The organism is Chryseobacterium sp. KMC2 (genome assembly GCF_016756935.1).
Lineage (GTDB): Bacteria > Bacteroidota > Bacteroidia > Flavobacteriales > Weeksellaceae > Chryseobacterium > Chryseobacterium rhizosphaerae.
The window spans coordinates 221,051-238,524 of record NZ_JAESIT010000005.1; the positions used below are offsets into that span (position 1 = coordinate 221,051).

The following is a 17,474-nucleotide window of genomic DNA, read 5'->3' on the forward strand; positions in this document are numbered from 1 at the left end:
TATGAATTTAGATTTCAAAATTAAAAATTTACTTCTTATTTGCCTAATTTTTTTAGGAGTATTCAACCAATATTATTCTCAGACTCAAGTTCAACAGGATTTTAAAACCGGAGCCGATCAGCCTGAATTATATTTACCCTTGTTAAAAAACAAAACCATCGGGATTGTGACCAACCAGACAGGGCTGATGAGTGACAGGAATCATTTGGTAGATTTTTTAGTAAAAAATAAGATTAATATTAAAGCTATTTTTGCACCGGAACATGGATTCAGGGGAGATGCTGATGCCGGAGCGAAAGTGAAAAATGGAGTAGATGTAAAAACTGGAATACCCATTGTTTCGTTATATGGTAATAATAAAAAACCAAAACCTGAACAATTAAAAGGAATTGATATTGTTCTTTTTGATATCCAGGACGTAGGGGTAAGGTTCTATACTTATATTTCTACCTTGACTTATCTGATGGAAGCCGGTGCTGAGAATAATGTTGAAATCATGGTTCTTGATCGCCCCAATCCCCATGACGGTTATACTGACGGCCCTGTTTTAAGGAAAAAATGGGCAAGCTTTGTAGGTATGCATGAAGTTCCTGTAGTATATGGACTGACAATTGGAGAATATGGAAAAATGGTAAATGGTGAAAAGTGGCTGAAAAATGGAGTTCAGGCTAAATATACCCTTATTCCAATGAAAAATTACCATAAAAAACAACGGTATACAATTTTAGATAAACCCTCCCCTAACTTACCGAATGATAAAGCCATTAATCTTTATCCCAGCCTATGTTTTTTTGAAGGAACTCAGGTTTCAGTAGGAAGAGGGACAGATATGCCTTTCCAGATTTATGGTTCCCCATGGACAGAAAAACTGCCTTTCGAGTTTACTCCGAAACCAAGTTATGGAGCTAAAGATCCTTTTCTTAACGGAAAGCTTTGCCACGGTGAAAATCTTTCGAAATACCCAAAAGATCTGAGAGAACTGAATCTTGAGTGGGTTATAAAAGCATATCAAAACTATAAAAATCCACAGCAGGATTTCTTCCTGAAAAATCTATGGTTTGATACATTATCCGGAACCGATGAATTCAGAAAGCAAATTATTGCAGGTAAAACGATTCCGGAAATTAAAGCTTCATGGAAAAAAGACCTTGCCGATTTTGAAAAGATCAGAACCAGGTATGTGGTTTATGAAAATTAATTAATCAAAATGCTGAGGTGGGTTTTTGTCATTTTTACCTTTGTTAAGGATAAATAAACCGACAGTTAATCCGACAACTCCCGCAAAAGCGGTGAGAAGAGCTCTTTGCAGTTTATCGGGAAGGTCATTCCCAAGGTAGTTCATTAAAAAAAGGATCACAAAAGTGATCACTGAAATGATAATATGATTTCTTCCGAATGGTTTCATTGTATTATTTAAATTTGTAAGAGACCATGACTCCTCCTCTGTAGGGGATGAATTCGCCACTTTTATTAAGACCGCTTGCCTGGTCATATCTTTTTCCTGTTGTTTTGTCATAGCCTTTATAAAAACTCTGGGATGTTCCCACAGTACCATAAATGTCAAGATTCCAACGGTCAGATAACTGAAACTGATAACCGGCAGTCAGCCCTAGCATAATAGAAAATCCTTTTTGGTAAAGATTGGAATTGATATAAGTATCACCATTTTCTCTAACAATAACTCTGTCATTCCAATAGTTCCATTTTTGAACATTATAGGCTGCAAAAGCAAGATTCGCTCCCAGATACCAGTGCTTAAAAGCTTCTTTGAAATAATACCTTCCTTCTACGGAAGCCGAGTAATACTGAAGCTTATGTCCGGCAAAAGATTTCCATGGGGAAATAAAAACATCTCCCTGAATGGTATATTTTGGACTGATCTGTTTTTCTACACCGGCGTTAATGATTCCTATAGGTAGAAAAAGAGCATTCCCTTTTATGTATAAACTTTTATCCTGTTCCTGTTCCTGTTCCTGTTCCTGAGCGTGTAAAGTACCTATTGCCAGGAAAGCTAAAACGCCTGTTAATAATTTATAATTCATCAGTATATGTTAGTGTATTTTATTTAATAGCTCTTCGGCTAGTTTGGAATCTTTATGGGTTTGAACGGCTATATTTTTAGACATTTCTGCATAATTTTTTGCCATTTCTTTATTACCAGTCAGGAAATACAGTTTGGCGAGAATATAAGTGTTTTCAGAGGTCTCACTTCTCATTACAGACTTTTCTGCCCATTCTGTAGCCTTCTTTAATGAGGCTGGTGTTTTGATATGATCACTGAAGATCCATGCCGCTCTTAAAAGCTCATTAGGTTCAAAGGCATCAGCGTTTTTATAATAGTCTAATGCTGCTTTTTCAAATTCCGGAAAGTTGGCATTCTGCTCATAGTAGCTAAGTTTGGTCTGATTAAGCTTTGTGGTAGCTGCTTCTTTTCCTACTAAAGGCTCGGCTGCTTTCATAAAGGTATCCTCATTGATTCTTTTGTTTTTTTCATCAATGGACTGTTCTACTATTTTAGATAATTTCAGTTGAGCATCAAATTCTTTATAGGTCTCTTCAGGTAGAAACTTAATGATCTCAGCTTTTCTTGAAGTGAAAACACTATAATTGCGGTCTTCTGTTGACTTTACAAAATAAAGCAGGAGACCAATTTCTTCTTTTGAAAGTTCTTCAGTCTTTTTTTTATTTTCAAAATATCTTTCCGAAGCTTTTTTAGCAAAATCAAAATCACTGCTGGAGTTTAGTTTCATAACATTGATCAGAAATTCAGGATCTTTTTCACCATTAGCAAAACGTTCTTTCAAAGAACCTTTTTTATTGCCGGGAGAATTGATGTCCTGAGCCATAGTGACAAACATACCTGCTTCCATATACCCTGAGTTTTGAGAAACAAGTTCTCCTTCACCATTTAAAAAAAGATAAGTAGGATAGGAACGTACTCCATATTTAGCTGCAATTTCCCGTCCTTCTCCTTTTTCCATGTCGAATCTTGCATTGATGAAACTCGCATTAAAGTAATCTCCAACGGATTTTTGGGTGAAAACATTTTTTTCCATCATTTTGCATGGCCCACACCAGGAAGCATAGGCATCTAGAAAGACTAATTTCTTTTCCTTTTTAGCCTTTGCGATAATATCCTTGAATGGTAATTCCTGGAATTGAATAGACTCTTGAGCTGAGATAATGATAGAACAAAAAATAGATATCCCGGAGATGATCTTCTTCATTTTCAAATTAGATTTGTAAGCGAAGATAATTAATTTTCAAAACATAAAGAGCTGATTCCGCTTCCTGATAGAGTATATTAACTAATTTTAAGATTTAAAGCAGCTTTTGGTTGACGGACCCTGTGAAAAATTACAGCAGGAATTTAACACTTAAGTATTCTGAATACAAACTTTAATTTCTAACCTTAATCGCAACATTTTTAACTTTCATAGTTGCTTTTTAACTAGGATGGTTCGTTATTATTTTTTTTTGCATTTTTATGCTCTTTCCCCCAAATTTCCAAATGGTTCAGGATGGGGATTAATCTTTTACCAATCTCAGATAATTCATACTCTACCCTTGGAGGAACTTCTGCATAAACACTTTTTATAATCAAATTTTCCTGTTCCATTTTTTTCAGCTGAAGGGTAAGCATTCTTTCGGAAATATTGGGAATACTGTTCTTCAATTCATAGAATCTCAGCTTTCCGTGTTTAAGATGATAACAAATGGAGAGGATCCAGCGTCCGCTGATCAGATTAACAGCATATATTTCTGAACAGCATTGTTCCAGTGTTTTTTTATTTTCATTATTGGTGGATGATTCTTTAATACTCATTACTTACATTTTTGTTCGTTTCATACAATCTAATGTATACTTGCACAGCATAGTACCTATCAGTTAAATTTACAAATAAAACAGGAAATATCTTGTTTGAAGGTGTCATTTGTAATACAAAATATAACAGCATGGATTTTAACAGAATTGATGAAGATTTAAGAACAAGTATAGAAAATACTCCTTATTCATTAGAAATTGACGAAGAAGTATTTTTAAATAATCCCGAGCTCATCCAACGGGAAAGAAAAGAATTTGTAGAAGCTCACCCTTTTAAGAATCCCGATCATATCCTTACAAAAGATATTTTTATAGAAAGTTCTGTGGATAGATATGAAATCAGATTACACATTTATCAGCCGAAAAAATATAATAGGGATAAAACACTCATTTATTTTCATGGAGGAGGATATGTTTTTGGGTTACCCGAACAGGTGGATGATCAGATGTTTGAAATTTCGGATAATCTCAATGCAACTATTGTATCAGTAGATTACAGACTATCTCCTCAGTATCGGTTTCCAATTCCCATTCTGGATGGTTTTGATGCTTTACGATGGGTGATTAGTGAAGGGGAAGCTCAGTTGGGAATTAATCCGGATCATATTACGGTTTTCGGAGCCAGCGCCGGAGGTCATCTGGCAGCGGCGGTTACCCAGATGGCTGTAGATCATCATATTGAAAATATAAACCATCAGTTTTTATTGTATCCGGTAATCCATAACCGGTTAGACACTCCTTCGATGAAAGAGTTTACAGATGCTCTTTTATGGAATAGGGTATATGCCCAGGCAGCTTGGCTTCATTTTTTGGGGAAAGAGAATGTAGATAAGAGTATCAGATATGCAGATTTAACTCATTATGATAATTTTGCTCAATTACCTCCCACGACTATTATTGCCTGTGAACTGGATCCTTTAAGGGATGAAGATATTGAATTTGCACAGTTGCTGTATAAGGCGGGTGTCAAGACTGAATTATGGGTTATTCCGGGTGCCTTGCATGTTTTTGATCTATTTGATTCTCCTATGAACAATCAGTATAAAGATTTTATGATGAACAGGCTTTTCTGTAAAAACAAATAAAAGGAAAAAAATAATATTAAAAACCGTCTTCATGAAGACGGTTTTTATTTTTCTGAGATGATTTTTGTACGTATTTTGATTATATATTTAATTCACTTTATGGTCCTGAAATCTTTGTTATAATTTTGCAAACGAATAATTTACCTGTAGGAGGAAACAAGAATTTAGAAAAAATTGAATATTAATTTTAAACGCGCACTGTCTCAAAAATCTGTTTATATAGCTGCTTTATCTGTTTGCTTAATTGCGGTTGTAGCGCTTGCTATTTTGAGCTTTTTAATTACGCGTGACAGCCAGAAAAATACTGAAGATTTTGCAAGAAAAACTTTTGTCCGCAAATATGAATCCGTTGAAAATGAATTCAGAAATATTGAGGATTATCAATATTTGCTTCGTGCACTGATCCAAAAAGACGGTTTAAAAAACTATAAAGATTATTCTTCAGTTTTAAATGACCTCAACAAAAAACGTAATCTTTTAGCCTACAGCTGGTATTATTACTATAATGAAGTTTCCGGAAAAACAGAGACCAATAGCCCTTTGTCCGAGGTTTTTAAAAAAACAGGAAATATAGAAAAGTCTGTTCCCTTACAAAATAATGCAGCCGGACATTTCAAAGATCTCTTAATGACGCGTAAAGACAGCCTGTATTGGGTGAGCTATGATTCTTTGTTGCTACCAGATAAGAATACATTGTATTACGGTTCTGCCGTAAGCCTGGATGATCTTCACCAATATTTTATCAATGTAGATAAAAGCTCGAATACCTACGCCTATGTTTTTACGAAAGAAGGTATTTGTATCACCCATCCTGAAAAGAAATATTTAGGTAAGAATATTTTTGATTTTACAGATATTAAGCCCAAAGATACGTTGACGGGTAAAACAAAATCAGGATATACAGAAGGTATTGCAATCTCTGAGTATCTGGGGGTTGAAGTTACCCGGTTTATAAAACCTCTGAAAACGGATAATTTTGAAGGGTATACCGTTGTTAACCACGTCAATTTTATTATCGATGAAAACGTATATAAAGTAAAAACCTATACAACCTATATTTTTCTGGCAGCCTTGTTTCTTATTGTAACGGTCTTTATATTGTTTCAAAGATCTGCCCATATTGCCTATAAGGAGAAAGAAAAGATACAGTCTGAAAAGAATTTACTGTTGGTTGAGAATGAAAAGATGCATAAGGCAGAAGTCATTAACCAGCTTCAGCAGCTTAAAAATAATATCAACCCACATTTCCTGTTCAATTCTCTGAATTCCCTATACATGCTGATTGGGATTAATAAAGACAATGCACAGAAGTTTACCATGAATCTTTCAAAGATCTACCGGTATCTTATTGTACCTCCAAAAGAAAATATTGTTTCTGTTGCCCAGGAGATCAATTTTATACAACAGTATATGGAGCTTTTGAAAAGCAGGTTTGATGAAGAATTGAATTTTAAAGTAGTGATTAATCATCAGGAGAGTTTAGAAAAAAGAATTCCCTATCTATCCCTTCAGATTGTAACGGAAAATGCTATAAAACATAATATAGCAACCATAGATCAGCCTTTAGAGATTATCATTACCATTGAAGAAAATGGGATCATTGTAAAGAATACCTGGCAGCTCAAAACAGAACCTGTTCAGGGAGAGAAGTTCGGAATTGATTATTTGAATCAAGTTTATGGATATTTTAAGAATAATTTTGTTAATATTTCTGTAGATGGTGAATATTTCATATGTTTTTTGCCATTAATGAAGTGAAAATAAAAATCCATTCACTCCCGAAATATCCCCTCTCACTCCCTAACACTATATATATGATTCTCTTTACCTATAGCTTTGCCCGCTGAAACTAAGATATTTACTATTTGGAATGAATCGGACTATTTTAATGAAGAATTACAGGCTGGCACTGTATTTAGGACTTGCTGTGGCTTCGCCGGCGGTTCTGGCACAGAAAAAAGATTCTGTAAAAACGACTAAAGAAAAAACTGAAAAAGCTGACGTTTCTTCGAAAAAAACAAAAAAAATTGAAGACCTGATCAAAAAAGGGACTTATAAAAAAGGACTTTTTAATACTATTCAGGTAAAAACGGATGTCTATTTTGAAATCCCTGACAGCCTGATGGGTCGTCAGTTTTTGGTGGTTAATAAGCTCTCTCAGGTACCTATGCAGGTAAATGAAGCAGGCTTAAATAAAGGAATGAATTATGAAAATAAGATCATTTCTTTTCACCGCGATACGGTAGCTAAAAAAGTTTGGGTGAGAACTTCAGAGGCGAAAGTCTCTTCCCCTAAAAATGATGCTATTACAAAATCGGTAAAAGATAACTTCTCAGAATCTATTATTGAAGTTTTTGATATTGAAGCTCAAAATTCTGATTCTACTGCAGTAGCCATTAAGGTTAACAAAATTTTTGACGGAAATCAGAAAAGCTTTAATGATGTTCTGGCTAATGTAGGATTGGGAGGATCAGTAAAATCTAGTCTTTCTTACATTGAAGGAGTGAAGACCTTCCCTCAAAACCTTGTGGTGAAATCCCAGCTGTCAACATCTGTGAATGAAGGAGGCGTTGATCTGCCGGTAACATTGGGGGTAACCACTAATCTTGTCCTGCTTTCTAAAATTCCAATGAAACCGAGAGTTTCTGATCCAAGAGTTGGTTTTTTCACAGAAAAACACTGGACATTTAACGATGGCCAACAGAAAATGGATGAGAAATTCTTTATTACCAAATGGAATTTGGAACCTAAAGATGAAGATAAAGAAAGGTATTTGAAAGGAGAATTGGTAGAGCCTAAAAAACCGATTGTATATTATATTGACCCATCCACTCCAAAGCAATGGCGTGAGAAAATTATAGCAGGAGTTCATGACTGGCAAGTGGCTTTTGAGCAGGCTGGTTTCAAAAATGCGGTTATCGCAAAGATGCCGGATGAGAAAGATGAGGATTTTGATATTGATGATGTAAGATATTCGGTGATTACCTATGCGGCTTCCCCTAAATCTAATGCGATGGGACCTTCCGTAGTGGATCCGAGAAGTGGTGAGATCATAGAAGCGGATATCATCTGGTGGCACAATGTAATGACTTCACTTCAGGAATGGATGAGAATTCAGATCGGACCTATAGATCCGAAAGCCAGAGGAAATAAATTCAGTGATGAATATATGGGAGAGGCTATCCGATTTGTTTCGTCTCATGAAGTAGGACATACTTTCGGATTGAAGCACAATATGGGATCTTCCTTTGCATTTCCTGTAGAGTCACTCCGTTCCAAAGAGTTTACCGATAAGATGGGGGGTACCGCACCTTCCATTATGGATTATGCCCGTTACAACTATGTCGCTCAGCCGGAAGATGGAGTTACAGCTATTACTCCAAAAATTGGAATTTATGATAAATATGCTATCGAATGGGGCTACCGTTGGTATCCTGAAGAATTTTCCGAGAAAAAAGCGCTGAGAAATTTAATAGAAAAACATGAGGATGACCCTCTGTATTTTTATGGAGAGCAGCAAAGCTATCTGGAAACCATAGATCCTCGTTCACAATCTGAAGATTTGGGTGACGATGCCATGAAGGCCAGTGAGTACGGGATGAAAAACCTGAGAATTGTGGTAGATAATCTTTTAAAATGGACCTATGCGGATGGTAAAGATTATACGGATGCCGGTAAACTGTATTTAGGAGCTATCGGACAATGGGATCTGTATACCGGTCATGTCATGGCGAATGTAGGAGGAATTTATCTGAACAATACCAATTTCGGAAACAAGAAAAAAGCTTACGAAGCAGTACCTGCAGAGACCCAGAAAAGAGCTGTTGATTATCTTGTGAAAAATGCGATCAACCTTCCGGAATGGTTATTCTTTAATCCGATCTCAGAGAAAACATATCCTGTTAAAAATTCTCCAATGGGTCCGTTTGAACAGACGCCGTATACCTTGGCAAGAGGAATGCAATATGCGAATATTTATTCCCTGTTGATGGATGACAGACTGTTGAGACTCCTGGAGAACGAGTTAAAACATGAGGTTTCAGGATCAAAAGACGGAATATATACTGTTGAGAATTTATTTGATCAGGTAAGAGCTGCTGTTTTCAGTAAAAAAGGAAGCCTGACTATTCTTGAAAAGATGACGCAGAAGAACTATGTGGATGCTTTAATTGTTTCGGTGAATAAATTATTTGAAAAGACTGCAGTAAAGGCACTGAAGGTAGACAATACCCTGAAAATGCCAATGATCTGTAATTTCCATGAAGATGATAAGGATCTTAGAAACATTAATTATTCCTCAATGAAAAGAGTATCTGAAGTAACGACCTATAAAAGGGCAGAACTGCATAAGGTACTGGATTTACTGAACAGAACCAGATATAAAGGAGATGATGCCTCAAGGGCTCATTACACAGACTTAATTATTCGAATTGAAGAGGCTTTAAATAAATAATCGGCTATGAAAAAAACTCTAATACTTTTACCTCTTTTGGCTGCCAATATTGCGCTGGCCCAACAAAAGAAAACAATCACAGGTAAGGTCCAGGATGGCAATACCTCACAGATCATTGCAGGAGCATCTATAAAAATAGAAACACAGTCGGTTTCTTCAAAAACCAATCAGGAAGGAATTATTGAAAGTGTTTCAATAGGTACTGTAACAGATAAGAACGGGAAATTTGTTTTGGAAATTCCTGAAGGTACAAAATCCGTATTGGTAAGTTATCTTGGATATGAATCCAGACTGATTCAGATGGATGAAGATCAGACAAACTATAATGTGAAACTGATGGCTGTTTCGGATGAGGTTTCTGATAAAAATAAGATCCAGGAAGTGATCATTACCGGATATCAGAAAATTGAAAAACGTAAGCAGACCTCAGCCGTTTCAACGGTTAAGATGGATAATATTAACCAGGCAGGTGTTGCCAGTGTTGACCAGATGTTGTCAGGGCAGATTGCCGGGGTAGTGGTTACTCCTGAAACAGGAGCTCCGGGAGGACCTGCCAAGATCAGAATCAGGGGAACAGCTTCTTTATCCGGTCCTCAGGATCCGTTATGGGTAGTAGATGGTCTTCCTTTGGAAGGAAATGATATTCCAAACTTTAGCGATAAAGATAATATTGATCAGCTTCAGAACTTTTCAATTGCAGGGCTGAATCCAAATGATATTGAAGATATCACCATCTTAAAAGATGCAGCAGCTACAGCTATTTATGGAGCCAGAGCAGCTAACGGAGTAATTTCCATTACTACCAAAAGAGGAAAGAAGGGGAGTATGAGACTTAATTTTTCAGCAGATACATTCATTACATCCCGTCCTGATTTTGACAAGCTTAATCTTTTGAACTCTAATGAAAAAGTAGATCTTGAGTTAATGCTTGCCAAGCGTGCAGATCTGACGTATCGTGCCGATAAGGGGGAGGTAATGAGAATTTTAACCAAAAACGGGCAGCTGGATGCTTTCAGAACCGGAGGTTTAGATGGGCTGGATGCACTGACCCGTCAGCAGATTGATGGCCTTAGAGGCAATAATACAGACTGGGGAAAGCTGCTGTATAGAAATGCGATCAACAGACAGTATGGACTAAGTCTTTCCGGAGGGAGTGACCGTTCGGATTACTATTTCTCATTAGGATATTTTGATGAAGAGGGAACAACAATAGGTACAGGGTTCAAACGATATAACCTGACCTTGAAGAATAATTATAAGATAAGCGATAAATTTAATGCAGGAATCTCTATTTTTGGAACTCAAAGTGAAAAAGAGTCTTTCATGACGGATGCAGATGCTGCAGCTAATCCTATTAATTATTCTAGAAATGCCAATCCTTATCTGACACCTTTCAATGCAGATGGAAGTTATAAATACGATCCGGATATAGACGGTACAAGAGATGCCTATATTCCTTTCAACTTTTTGGAAGAAAGAGCGAATACAAGCTATACCCTAAAAAATTATTCATTAAAAGGGATATTGGATTTAGAGTACAAGGTATCCAAAAACCTTAAGTTTACCTCACAGTTAGGTATGCAGTATGATACCAATAAAACGGAAAAATTTGCTGCTGAAAACACCTATTTTACCAGAAAAATGAGAGAGGGAACCCGTTATTATAAAGACGGAGCAGCCCGCTACTTCTTACCGGTAGGAGGAGTAAAACAAAATTGGGATAATGATTTCTTTCAATACAACTGGAAAGTACAGGGGTTGTATAGTACAAGAATCAATTCGGTACATGAGATTGATTTAATGGCTGGAACTGAAATTCGTAAAACAGAGGATAATACCAGAGTTACCAGAGCTTTTGGTTTTAATAGCCTTACCAAAACAGGAACTCCGATTATATTTCCTAACTCTGACTTTGCTGGAGATAAAAAATACGAAACCTACCGTGAAATGCCTACGGTAGAGAATGCTTATGCTTCTATGTTTGCAACGGCTTCTTATACCTATGACCAGAAATATACGTTTTTCGGAAGTGTAAGATATGATGGTACCAACCTTTTTGGAGTCAATAAAAAGTACAAATACCTGCCAATCTGGGCCGCTTCAGGTTCCTGGTTGGTGACCAAGGAAAACTTTATGAAGAATGTACCACTTATTTCTAATCTTAGATTAAGGGCTTCTTATGGTTTACAGGGAAATATTGACCGTAATACATCACCATTTTTTATCGGAGAATATGGGGAGGCAACCATTCTTCCAGGAAAAAAAGAAGAAATTATTAATGTAATAACTTCTCCGAATGACAAGCTTCGTTGGGAAAAAACAACCAATGTGAACTTCGGAATTGATCTGGGATTGTTTAAAAACCGTATCAACCTTACTGCTGATGTATACAACAGAAAAGGAACAGATATGATCAGTATGAGAGAAACACCGCTTGAAACAGGTTTCAATTATACGATGATGAACTGGGGAAGTTTAACCAACAAAGGTTTTGAGGTAGCCATTTCAACCAGAAATATCGAGAAAGAAAATTTCAAATGGTCAACCACTATTAATTTTGCTCATAATAAGAGTAATGTTATTACCGAACAACCTCGTCAGAACTCAATGCTTCCTTCAAGAGAAGGCCTTCCTGTAAATGCCGTATTTGCTTTGAAAACGGCAGGGATGGATGAGAATGGAAATCCTATGTTCTGGAAAGGGAATGAAAAGATGAAAATTGAAGACTTCTTTAAACTGTATGATGTGTATGAAGAATTCCTTCCAGGTCAGCTGGTAGGGACAAAGCTTACCGCTGAAGAAATGAGAGGTCTGTTCACTTACATTGGAGACAGAGACCCTAAATTTACCGGTGGTATTATAAACACCTTTAAAGTACATAATTTCGATCTTACTGTTTCAGCAGCCTTCAGCTTTAAACAGACTGTGATGAGGTCGCCTTCTTACAGAGGAATGGATCTGGACAGAGGAAGAAATTATACAAGGGATATTTATGAAGCAGGAGTTTCTCTTCCGGCGATAACAAGTCCTAATATGGAAAATAACCCGGGATGGATGGGTAACAAATGGCTTACCGATAGCCCGAATAATGCATATGGGCTGCTTGACATATGGGCGAAAGAGATCAGTTACCTGAGAATCAGTAGTATCCGTTTAGGATATACACTTCCTAAAGAATTTACGAGTCCTATGGGAATCAGCAGTCTGAGATTGAGTGTGGAAGGTCGTAACCTTTTTGTATTCAGTAACGGATATAAAGGATATTTTGATCCGGAGACCTATGGTAATATTTATGCACAACCTATTGCCAAATCAGTTACAATTGGCTTTAATGTTTCTTTTTAAAACTTGAAAAAAATGAGAAAAATAACTACATTCATTGCTCTTGCAGTCATTAGCTTTACAAGTATAGGATGTGACCGGTTTCTGGACATCCAGCCTGAAGGGAAAGTAATCCCGGTTAGTGTTGAAGATTATAGAAAAATACTTACATCAGCATATTCCAAATATCCTATTCATAAATCCCTTTCTGCACTTCGTACAGATGAGATGGTGATCGATGAAGATACCAGTGATTTTCCTTACTACCGTGAACTTTCAATGTGGAAGGATAGCAATTATGATGCTGAAACAAAAGAATTTCAGTGGGCTGATTTTTATACGGTAATCTTCTACCTGAACCAGGCTATCAACGAGGGAAGTAAGACCATGAAAGACTCTCCCGAAAAAAATCAGATTTTGGCGGAAGCTTACGCGTTGCGTGCTTATTCCTATTTTGATTTGATTAATTTATATGCAAAACCTTATAATGGGGCTACAGCTTCTGCAGACAGGGGAGTTCCCATTAGCCTGATAGCTGATATGGAAGCCGTGTTAAAGCCTTCTTCAGTACAGGAGGTCTACAACCAGATCCATGAAGATATGGAAAAGGCGAAAGAACTTATGGTAGAACAGAAGCAGGCTGCCGGTGCAAACTATAAATTTTCCAAAAATGCACTGATGGCTTTCAGTGCAAGAGTTGCTCTTTATCAGGGAGACTGGAATAAGGCGCTGCATGAAGCACAAGAGCTATTGACTGTAAAAGGGGAATTAAGTAATTTAAATACCAGCAATACCGCCCCTAACCATTATGCTTCAGTGGAATCTATTTTAGCATTAGATAATCCGTTGAATACCAATGTGCAAAATGTAATTTTTGCGTCTCCGGAATTGATTGCACAATATAATACCGCTACAGACAAAAGATTTGGAATCTATTTTGAGAAAAGTAAGAACAAATATAAAGTGATCAAAGGAGGAAGTAATGATTTCAGAGTGTCTTTCAGAACAGCTGAATTATACTTTATAAAATCTGAAGCATTATTGAAATTAAACAGGCTTGATGAAGCTAAAGAAGCATTACTTCCGGTTTTAAAAAACAGATATACAACAGATGGATACACTTCTGTTCAGAATCAGCTCAACGGGATGAATACAACAGACTTTATGAGTTTTATTCTGGATGAAAGATTCAGAGAATTTGCCCTGGAAGGTCACAGATGGTTTGATTTGAGAAGAGCGAATCAGAAAAAAATAACACATACCGTACTAGGTAAAGAATATATTCTTCAACAAAACGATCCGAGATATACCATAGAATATCCGATGAGTGCGAAGAAGAATAATCCGAATTTATAACACTTCATATTAACACCCTTTGAAACCGCTTGAACTTGATTGTTTAAGCGGTTTTTTTGTACTTTTGCCAATAGTATGAAAATTGCCATTATAGAAGATGAATTGCTGGCTGTTAATTATCTGAAAACCCTTTTGGATAATCAAAGCATAGTCCCTGTTACAGAGACTGTTATTCTTCGTTCCAAAAAACAGGCAATAGATTTTTTCAAAAAAGATTCCGCAGATCTTATCTTCATGGATATTCATCTTGGCGATGGAATGAGCCTGGAGATCTTTGAGCAGGTAGAACTGTTTACTCCTATTATTTTTATCACGGCATTTGATGAGTATGCGATGCGGGTTTTCAGACATTTTACCATTGACTATCTCCTGAAACCTTTTGAAGAAGAAGACTTACACAAAGCATTACAGAAATTTATCTCCATCAGGAATAATTTTGATCCGGAATCAACTTTAAAATCCATTTCTACCCTACATCAGGGAGGTTCTGAAATGATGAAACGTTTTATGGTAAGAGAAGGAAATAAGCTTAAATCCATAGATGAGCATCATACGGCCTATTTTTTTGCATCGGGTAAATATCTTTTCTTAACGACAAAGGATCACCAGACGTATATTTATGATGATACCATTAAGGATATTATTCAAAAATTAAACCCTAATGTTTTCTTTAAAGTGAACCGAAAGTTTATCATTAATAAAGCGGCAGTCACTGAGATTATTAAACATTCAAGCCAGAAAGTAGAACTTAAGCTTTTCCCCGAACCTGAAGTGAATACCGAGGTTTTTATCAGCAAAATACAGATTGCTGAATGTTTAAACTGGCTGAACAGCTGATATACTTTGTAAAATATCCTCATCTATCTTAGAGCCTTTCCACAATAAGGTGTCTTATTTTTTTGTATTTTCCATCCTTCAATTAATGATTAACCATTGAATCATGAAAATATATCTATTAACTGCTTTATTATTTTCTTCTTTAGTATGGTCTCAAAAGATACAGCTGAAGAAAGAAAAGATCCTGGTCAATGAAAAAGAAGCCGGAATTCTGAAATCTCCTTACCGGGATCACTTTGAGTTTTATACCTTAGCCAACGAAAAAGTTTTCGATGCCGATCTCAAAGGGGTTACCCTGGCAAAGGACCAGTTTCTGTATTACCTGGATATGAAATCGGCAGATGGAAAGACCACTCAGATTCCATATGAAGTATTAATCACCTCTTTTAAACCGGACAGAATTGTTGCCCATCAATTAGCTGTAAAATACCATCTCTTCGGTGAAAATGGTTTTGATAAAAATGAGGTGGAGAATTTTTTTGCAACACCGAGAGAAAATTTAGCGGATAAATACCTTACCGCAAAAACCAACAGCATTGCAGAAGATAATGAAAGAAAGAGCAGACTTGATAATATCAGAAGTCTTTATAACCCAAGATTGGGATCAAAAGGTGAAATTCTGATCAATAACGGAAATTATCCCGCTAAAATAATCGGCTATGCGAAAGGGTACAACTGTGCTGGATTTAATACGGCAGACTCATGTCTGGAGGTAAGTGATCTGGATGGGATTAAGGTAGCTTCAATGTATCAGACACAGGGGATCAAAACATATGCAGTAAGAACTTTTGATCATAATGAGTTTACTTTTACTGCGACAAGACCGTACGCCCAGTCGGATTATGCTTTTGTTAACGAGTTTATTGCCAACCTTTTTATCCAGGGTTATACACTGGAACATCAGGCGTATTATAAAAATCAGGAGCTTCAGCATGCAAAAGTGACAGATGCCGTCAACCGCAGTATCAATTTATATGATGCTCCGGGGTATCTGGTAGAAAAATCAGGGAAGAAGACAGAAGGAACGATCACGATCTGGTTTGAAATGCTGGATACTGAAAGAACCGGTCAAAAGCTTCCTGAAGGAGGGGCCGACTTTTTTGGGCAGCGGGTTACTTTAAAGAAACAACTGCCGGGAATAAGAAGTATGGCCACCAAAATTTATGATGCAGACTCCGGTGTACATTTTTGTGTTGTTGCCAATGGAAACGAAGAATGCTATTACGGATTGGATGTAAAAGGGGAGTTCATGAAGAAAATGCAGAACTATGGAAGCCTGCACGGTAACAATTCCTATTTCTACAGGCTGATAGCGAAAGAGAATAAAATCATGCTGCTCCAGGATCCTGTTGAGCTGCAAAAATATGTCATCAAAACAGACCTTCAGCCCAAAGGGCAGATGCTTGATAACAGATCGAACGATAAACTTTCAGAAAAGCTGGCTGATTATCTCAAAGATTGTAAAACAGTTTCTGATCAGTTGAAAAAAGAAAGCTTTGATCTTAAAAACGAAGAAAACCTGATGCAGATTATTTCTGACTACAGTAAATGTAAGAAGTAAATCACAGATCAATATACAACCCGTAATCCGGCAATAGAGCTCTCATTCTATTGCCGGATTATTATTTATAGGGGAAATCATAAGGTTTTAATTTTCTTTCAGAAAAAATTTAATGCGTCAAGTTTTGACGTTGAGGGCCTATACTTTTGTTTCAGAAATAAACAACAAGCTATAATGATGATACCACTTTTTATGAAAATGATATTCACATGTCCGAAAATCAAAGATCATAACAAAGGGGTGTAAAATTTTCACATTTTTTTATTACAAAATATAACACGTCAAGTTTTGACGTCAGCCTGAAATAGCTTTGCTTAAGAATCAAACACCAAATCACAAAATAGTAATCATCCATGGATAAACCAAGTGAAAACAGAATAAAAAATCTCCATCCATTGGTAAGGCAAGAAGTCACACAAATTGTAAAAGAATGTGATGAAGCCCTTACCGGGAGAGCAAGAGTGAGGATTACCCAGGGGTTAAGATCCTTTAAAGACCAAGATGCATTATATGCGCAGGGAAGAACAAAAGCCGGAAAAAAAGTCACCAATGCCAAAGCCGGACAAAGTATTCACAATTACGGATTAGCGGTAGATATCTGCCTGATTATCGACGGAAAAGTAGCAAGCTGGGACACTGCGAAAGACTGGGATAATGATGGCGTAGCCGACTGGTACGAATGTGTAAAGATCTTTGCAAGACACGGCTGGGACTGGGGCGGAAACTGGAAAACCTTTAAAGACCTGCCACATTTTGAACGAAGCTCCATCTGGAAAGGGGAGCGAAAGATCAAAGCATCCTGGAGAAACTTACAAAATTTACCAAAAGATAAAGACGGATATGTAATTTTCACCAAATAATCCCGGGATTATTTCACAGTGAAAATCAATAATACAATCAACCGGAATGATTGTACAGGAAGGGGTTTGTCTTTACCGGAAAAAAAATAGACCTCTTCTTATTGAACAGTAGGTAAAATCTGAAAAAATTCTGAATAATAAAATTATTGAAGCAGCTAAGATACATGAAGAAAAA

13 protein-coding genes are annotated in these 17,474 nt (G+C 36.6%); 9 read left to right on the forward strand and 4 right to left on the reverse strand.

Annotated elements, in window-relative coordinates; translation table 11 throughout:
• Position 1 precedes the first annotated feature (1 nt).
• Positions 2-1,198: an exo-beta-N-acetylmuramidase NamZ domain-containing protein gene (locus JML65_RS08115; protein ID WP_047495046.1), complete on the forward strand. Its 1,197-nt coding sequence runs from the start codon at positions 2-4 to the stop codon at positions 1,196-1,198.
• Here JML65_RS08115 and JML65_RS08120 read toward each other — a convergent pair whose 3' ends face one another.
• The 4 genes from JML65_RS08120 to JML65_RS08135 all read right to left on the reverse strand — a co-directional run bounded on the left by JML65_RS08120 (position 1,199) and on the right by JML65_RS08135 (position 3,826).
• On the reverse strand, positions 1,199-1,405 hold the full coding sequence (locus tag JML65_RS08120; RefSeq protein ID WP_047495019.1) for a hypothetical protein: 207 nt from the start codon (positions 1,403-1,405) through the stop codon (positions 1,199-1,201).
• 4 nt (positions 1,406-1,409) lie between these two features.
• Positions 1,410-2,042 carry a DUF3575 domain-containing protein gene (locus JML65_RS08125; RefSeq protein WP_202270483.1) on the reverse strand — a complete coding sequence of 211 codons (633 nt, stop codon included), beginning with the start codon at positions 2,040-2,042 and terminating at the stop codon, positions 1,410-1,412.
• A gap of 9 nt (positions 2,043-2,051) precedes the next feature.
• Positions 2,052-3,227 (reverse strand): thioredoxin fold domain-containing protein, encoded by a 1,176-nt coding sequence (locus JML65_RS08130; RefSeq protein WP_115919180.1) that lies wholly within the window; start codon positions 3,225-3,227, stop codon positions 2,052-2,054.
• A gap of 224 nt (positions 3,228-3,451) precedes the next feature.
• Entirely contained in the window at positions 3,452-3,826 is a 375-nt protein-coding gene (locus tag JML65_RS08135; protein WP_202270484.1) for a winged helix-turn-helix transcriptional regulator, read from the reverse strand.
• A 131-nt stretch (positions 3,827-3,957) separates the two neighbouring features.
• On the opposite strand from JML65_RS08135, the gene JML65_RS08140 reads away from it, so the two are divergent.
• The 8 genes from JML65_RS08140 (at position 3,958) to JML65_RS08175 (ending at position 17,299) form a co-directional block, all read left to right on the forward strand.
• Positions 3,958-4,911 carry an alpha/beta hydrolase gene (locus JML65_RS08140; RefSeq protein WP_202270485.1) on the forward strand — a complete coding sequence of 318 codons (954 nt, stop codon included), beginning with the start codon at positions 3,958-3,960 and terminating at the stop codon, positions 4,909-4,911.
• Between the two features lie 174 nt (positions 4,912-5,085).
• On the forward strand, positions 5,086-6,669 hold the full coding sequence (locus JML65_RS08145) for a histidine kinase (RefSeq protein ID WP_047493457.1): 1,584 nt from the start codon (positions 5,086-5,088) through the stop codon (positions 6,667-6,669).
• A gap of 112 nt (positions 6,670-6,781) precedes the next feature.
• Positions 6,782-9,364 carry a zinc-dependent metalloprotease gene (locus JML65_RS08150; protein ID WP_202270486.1) on the forward strand — a complete coding sequence of 861 codons (2,583 nt, stop codon included), beginning with the start codon at positions 6,782-6,784 and terminating at the stop codon, positions 9,362-9,364.
• 6 nt (positions 9,365-9,370) lie between these two features.
• Complete coding sequence (locus JML65_RS08155) at positions 9,371-12,709, forward strand: SusC/RagA family TonB-linked outer membrane protein (RefSeq protein ID WP_202270487.1); 3,339 nt, start codon at positions 9,371-9,373, stop codon at positions 12,707-12,709.
• Between the two features lie 12 nt (positions 12,710-12,721).
• A complete protein-coding gene (locus JML65_RS08160; RefSeq protein WP_202270488.1) occupies positions 12,722-14,041 on the forward strand; it encodes a RagB/SusD family nutrient uptake outer membrane protein in 1,320 nt (439 codons plus the stop codon).
• 75 nt (positions 14,042-14,116) lie between these two features.
• Positions 14,117-14,878: a LytR/AlgR family response regulator transcription factor gene (locus JML65_RS08165; RefSeq protein WP_047493446.1), complete on the forward strand. Its 762-nt coding sequence runs from the start codon at positions 14,117-14,119 to the stop codon at positions 14,876-14,878.
• A gap of 103 nt (positions 14,879-14,981) precedes the next feature.
• On the forward strand, positions 14,982-16,439 hold the full coding sequence (locus tag JML65_RS08170; protein ID WP_202270489.1) for a hypothetical protein: 1,458 nt from the start codon (positions 14,982-14,984) through the stop codon (positions 16,437-16,439).
• Positions 16,440-16,792: 353 nt separating this feature from the next.
• Complete coding sequence (locus JML65_RS08175; protein WP_047493437.1) at positions 16,793-17,299, forward strand: M15 family metallopeptidase; 507 nt, start codon at positions 16,793-16,795, stop codon at positions 17,297-17,299.
• Positions 17,300-17,474: the final 175 nt, after the last annotated feature.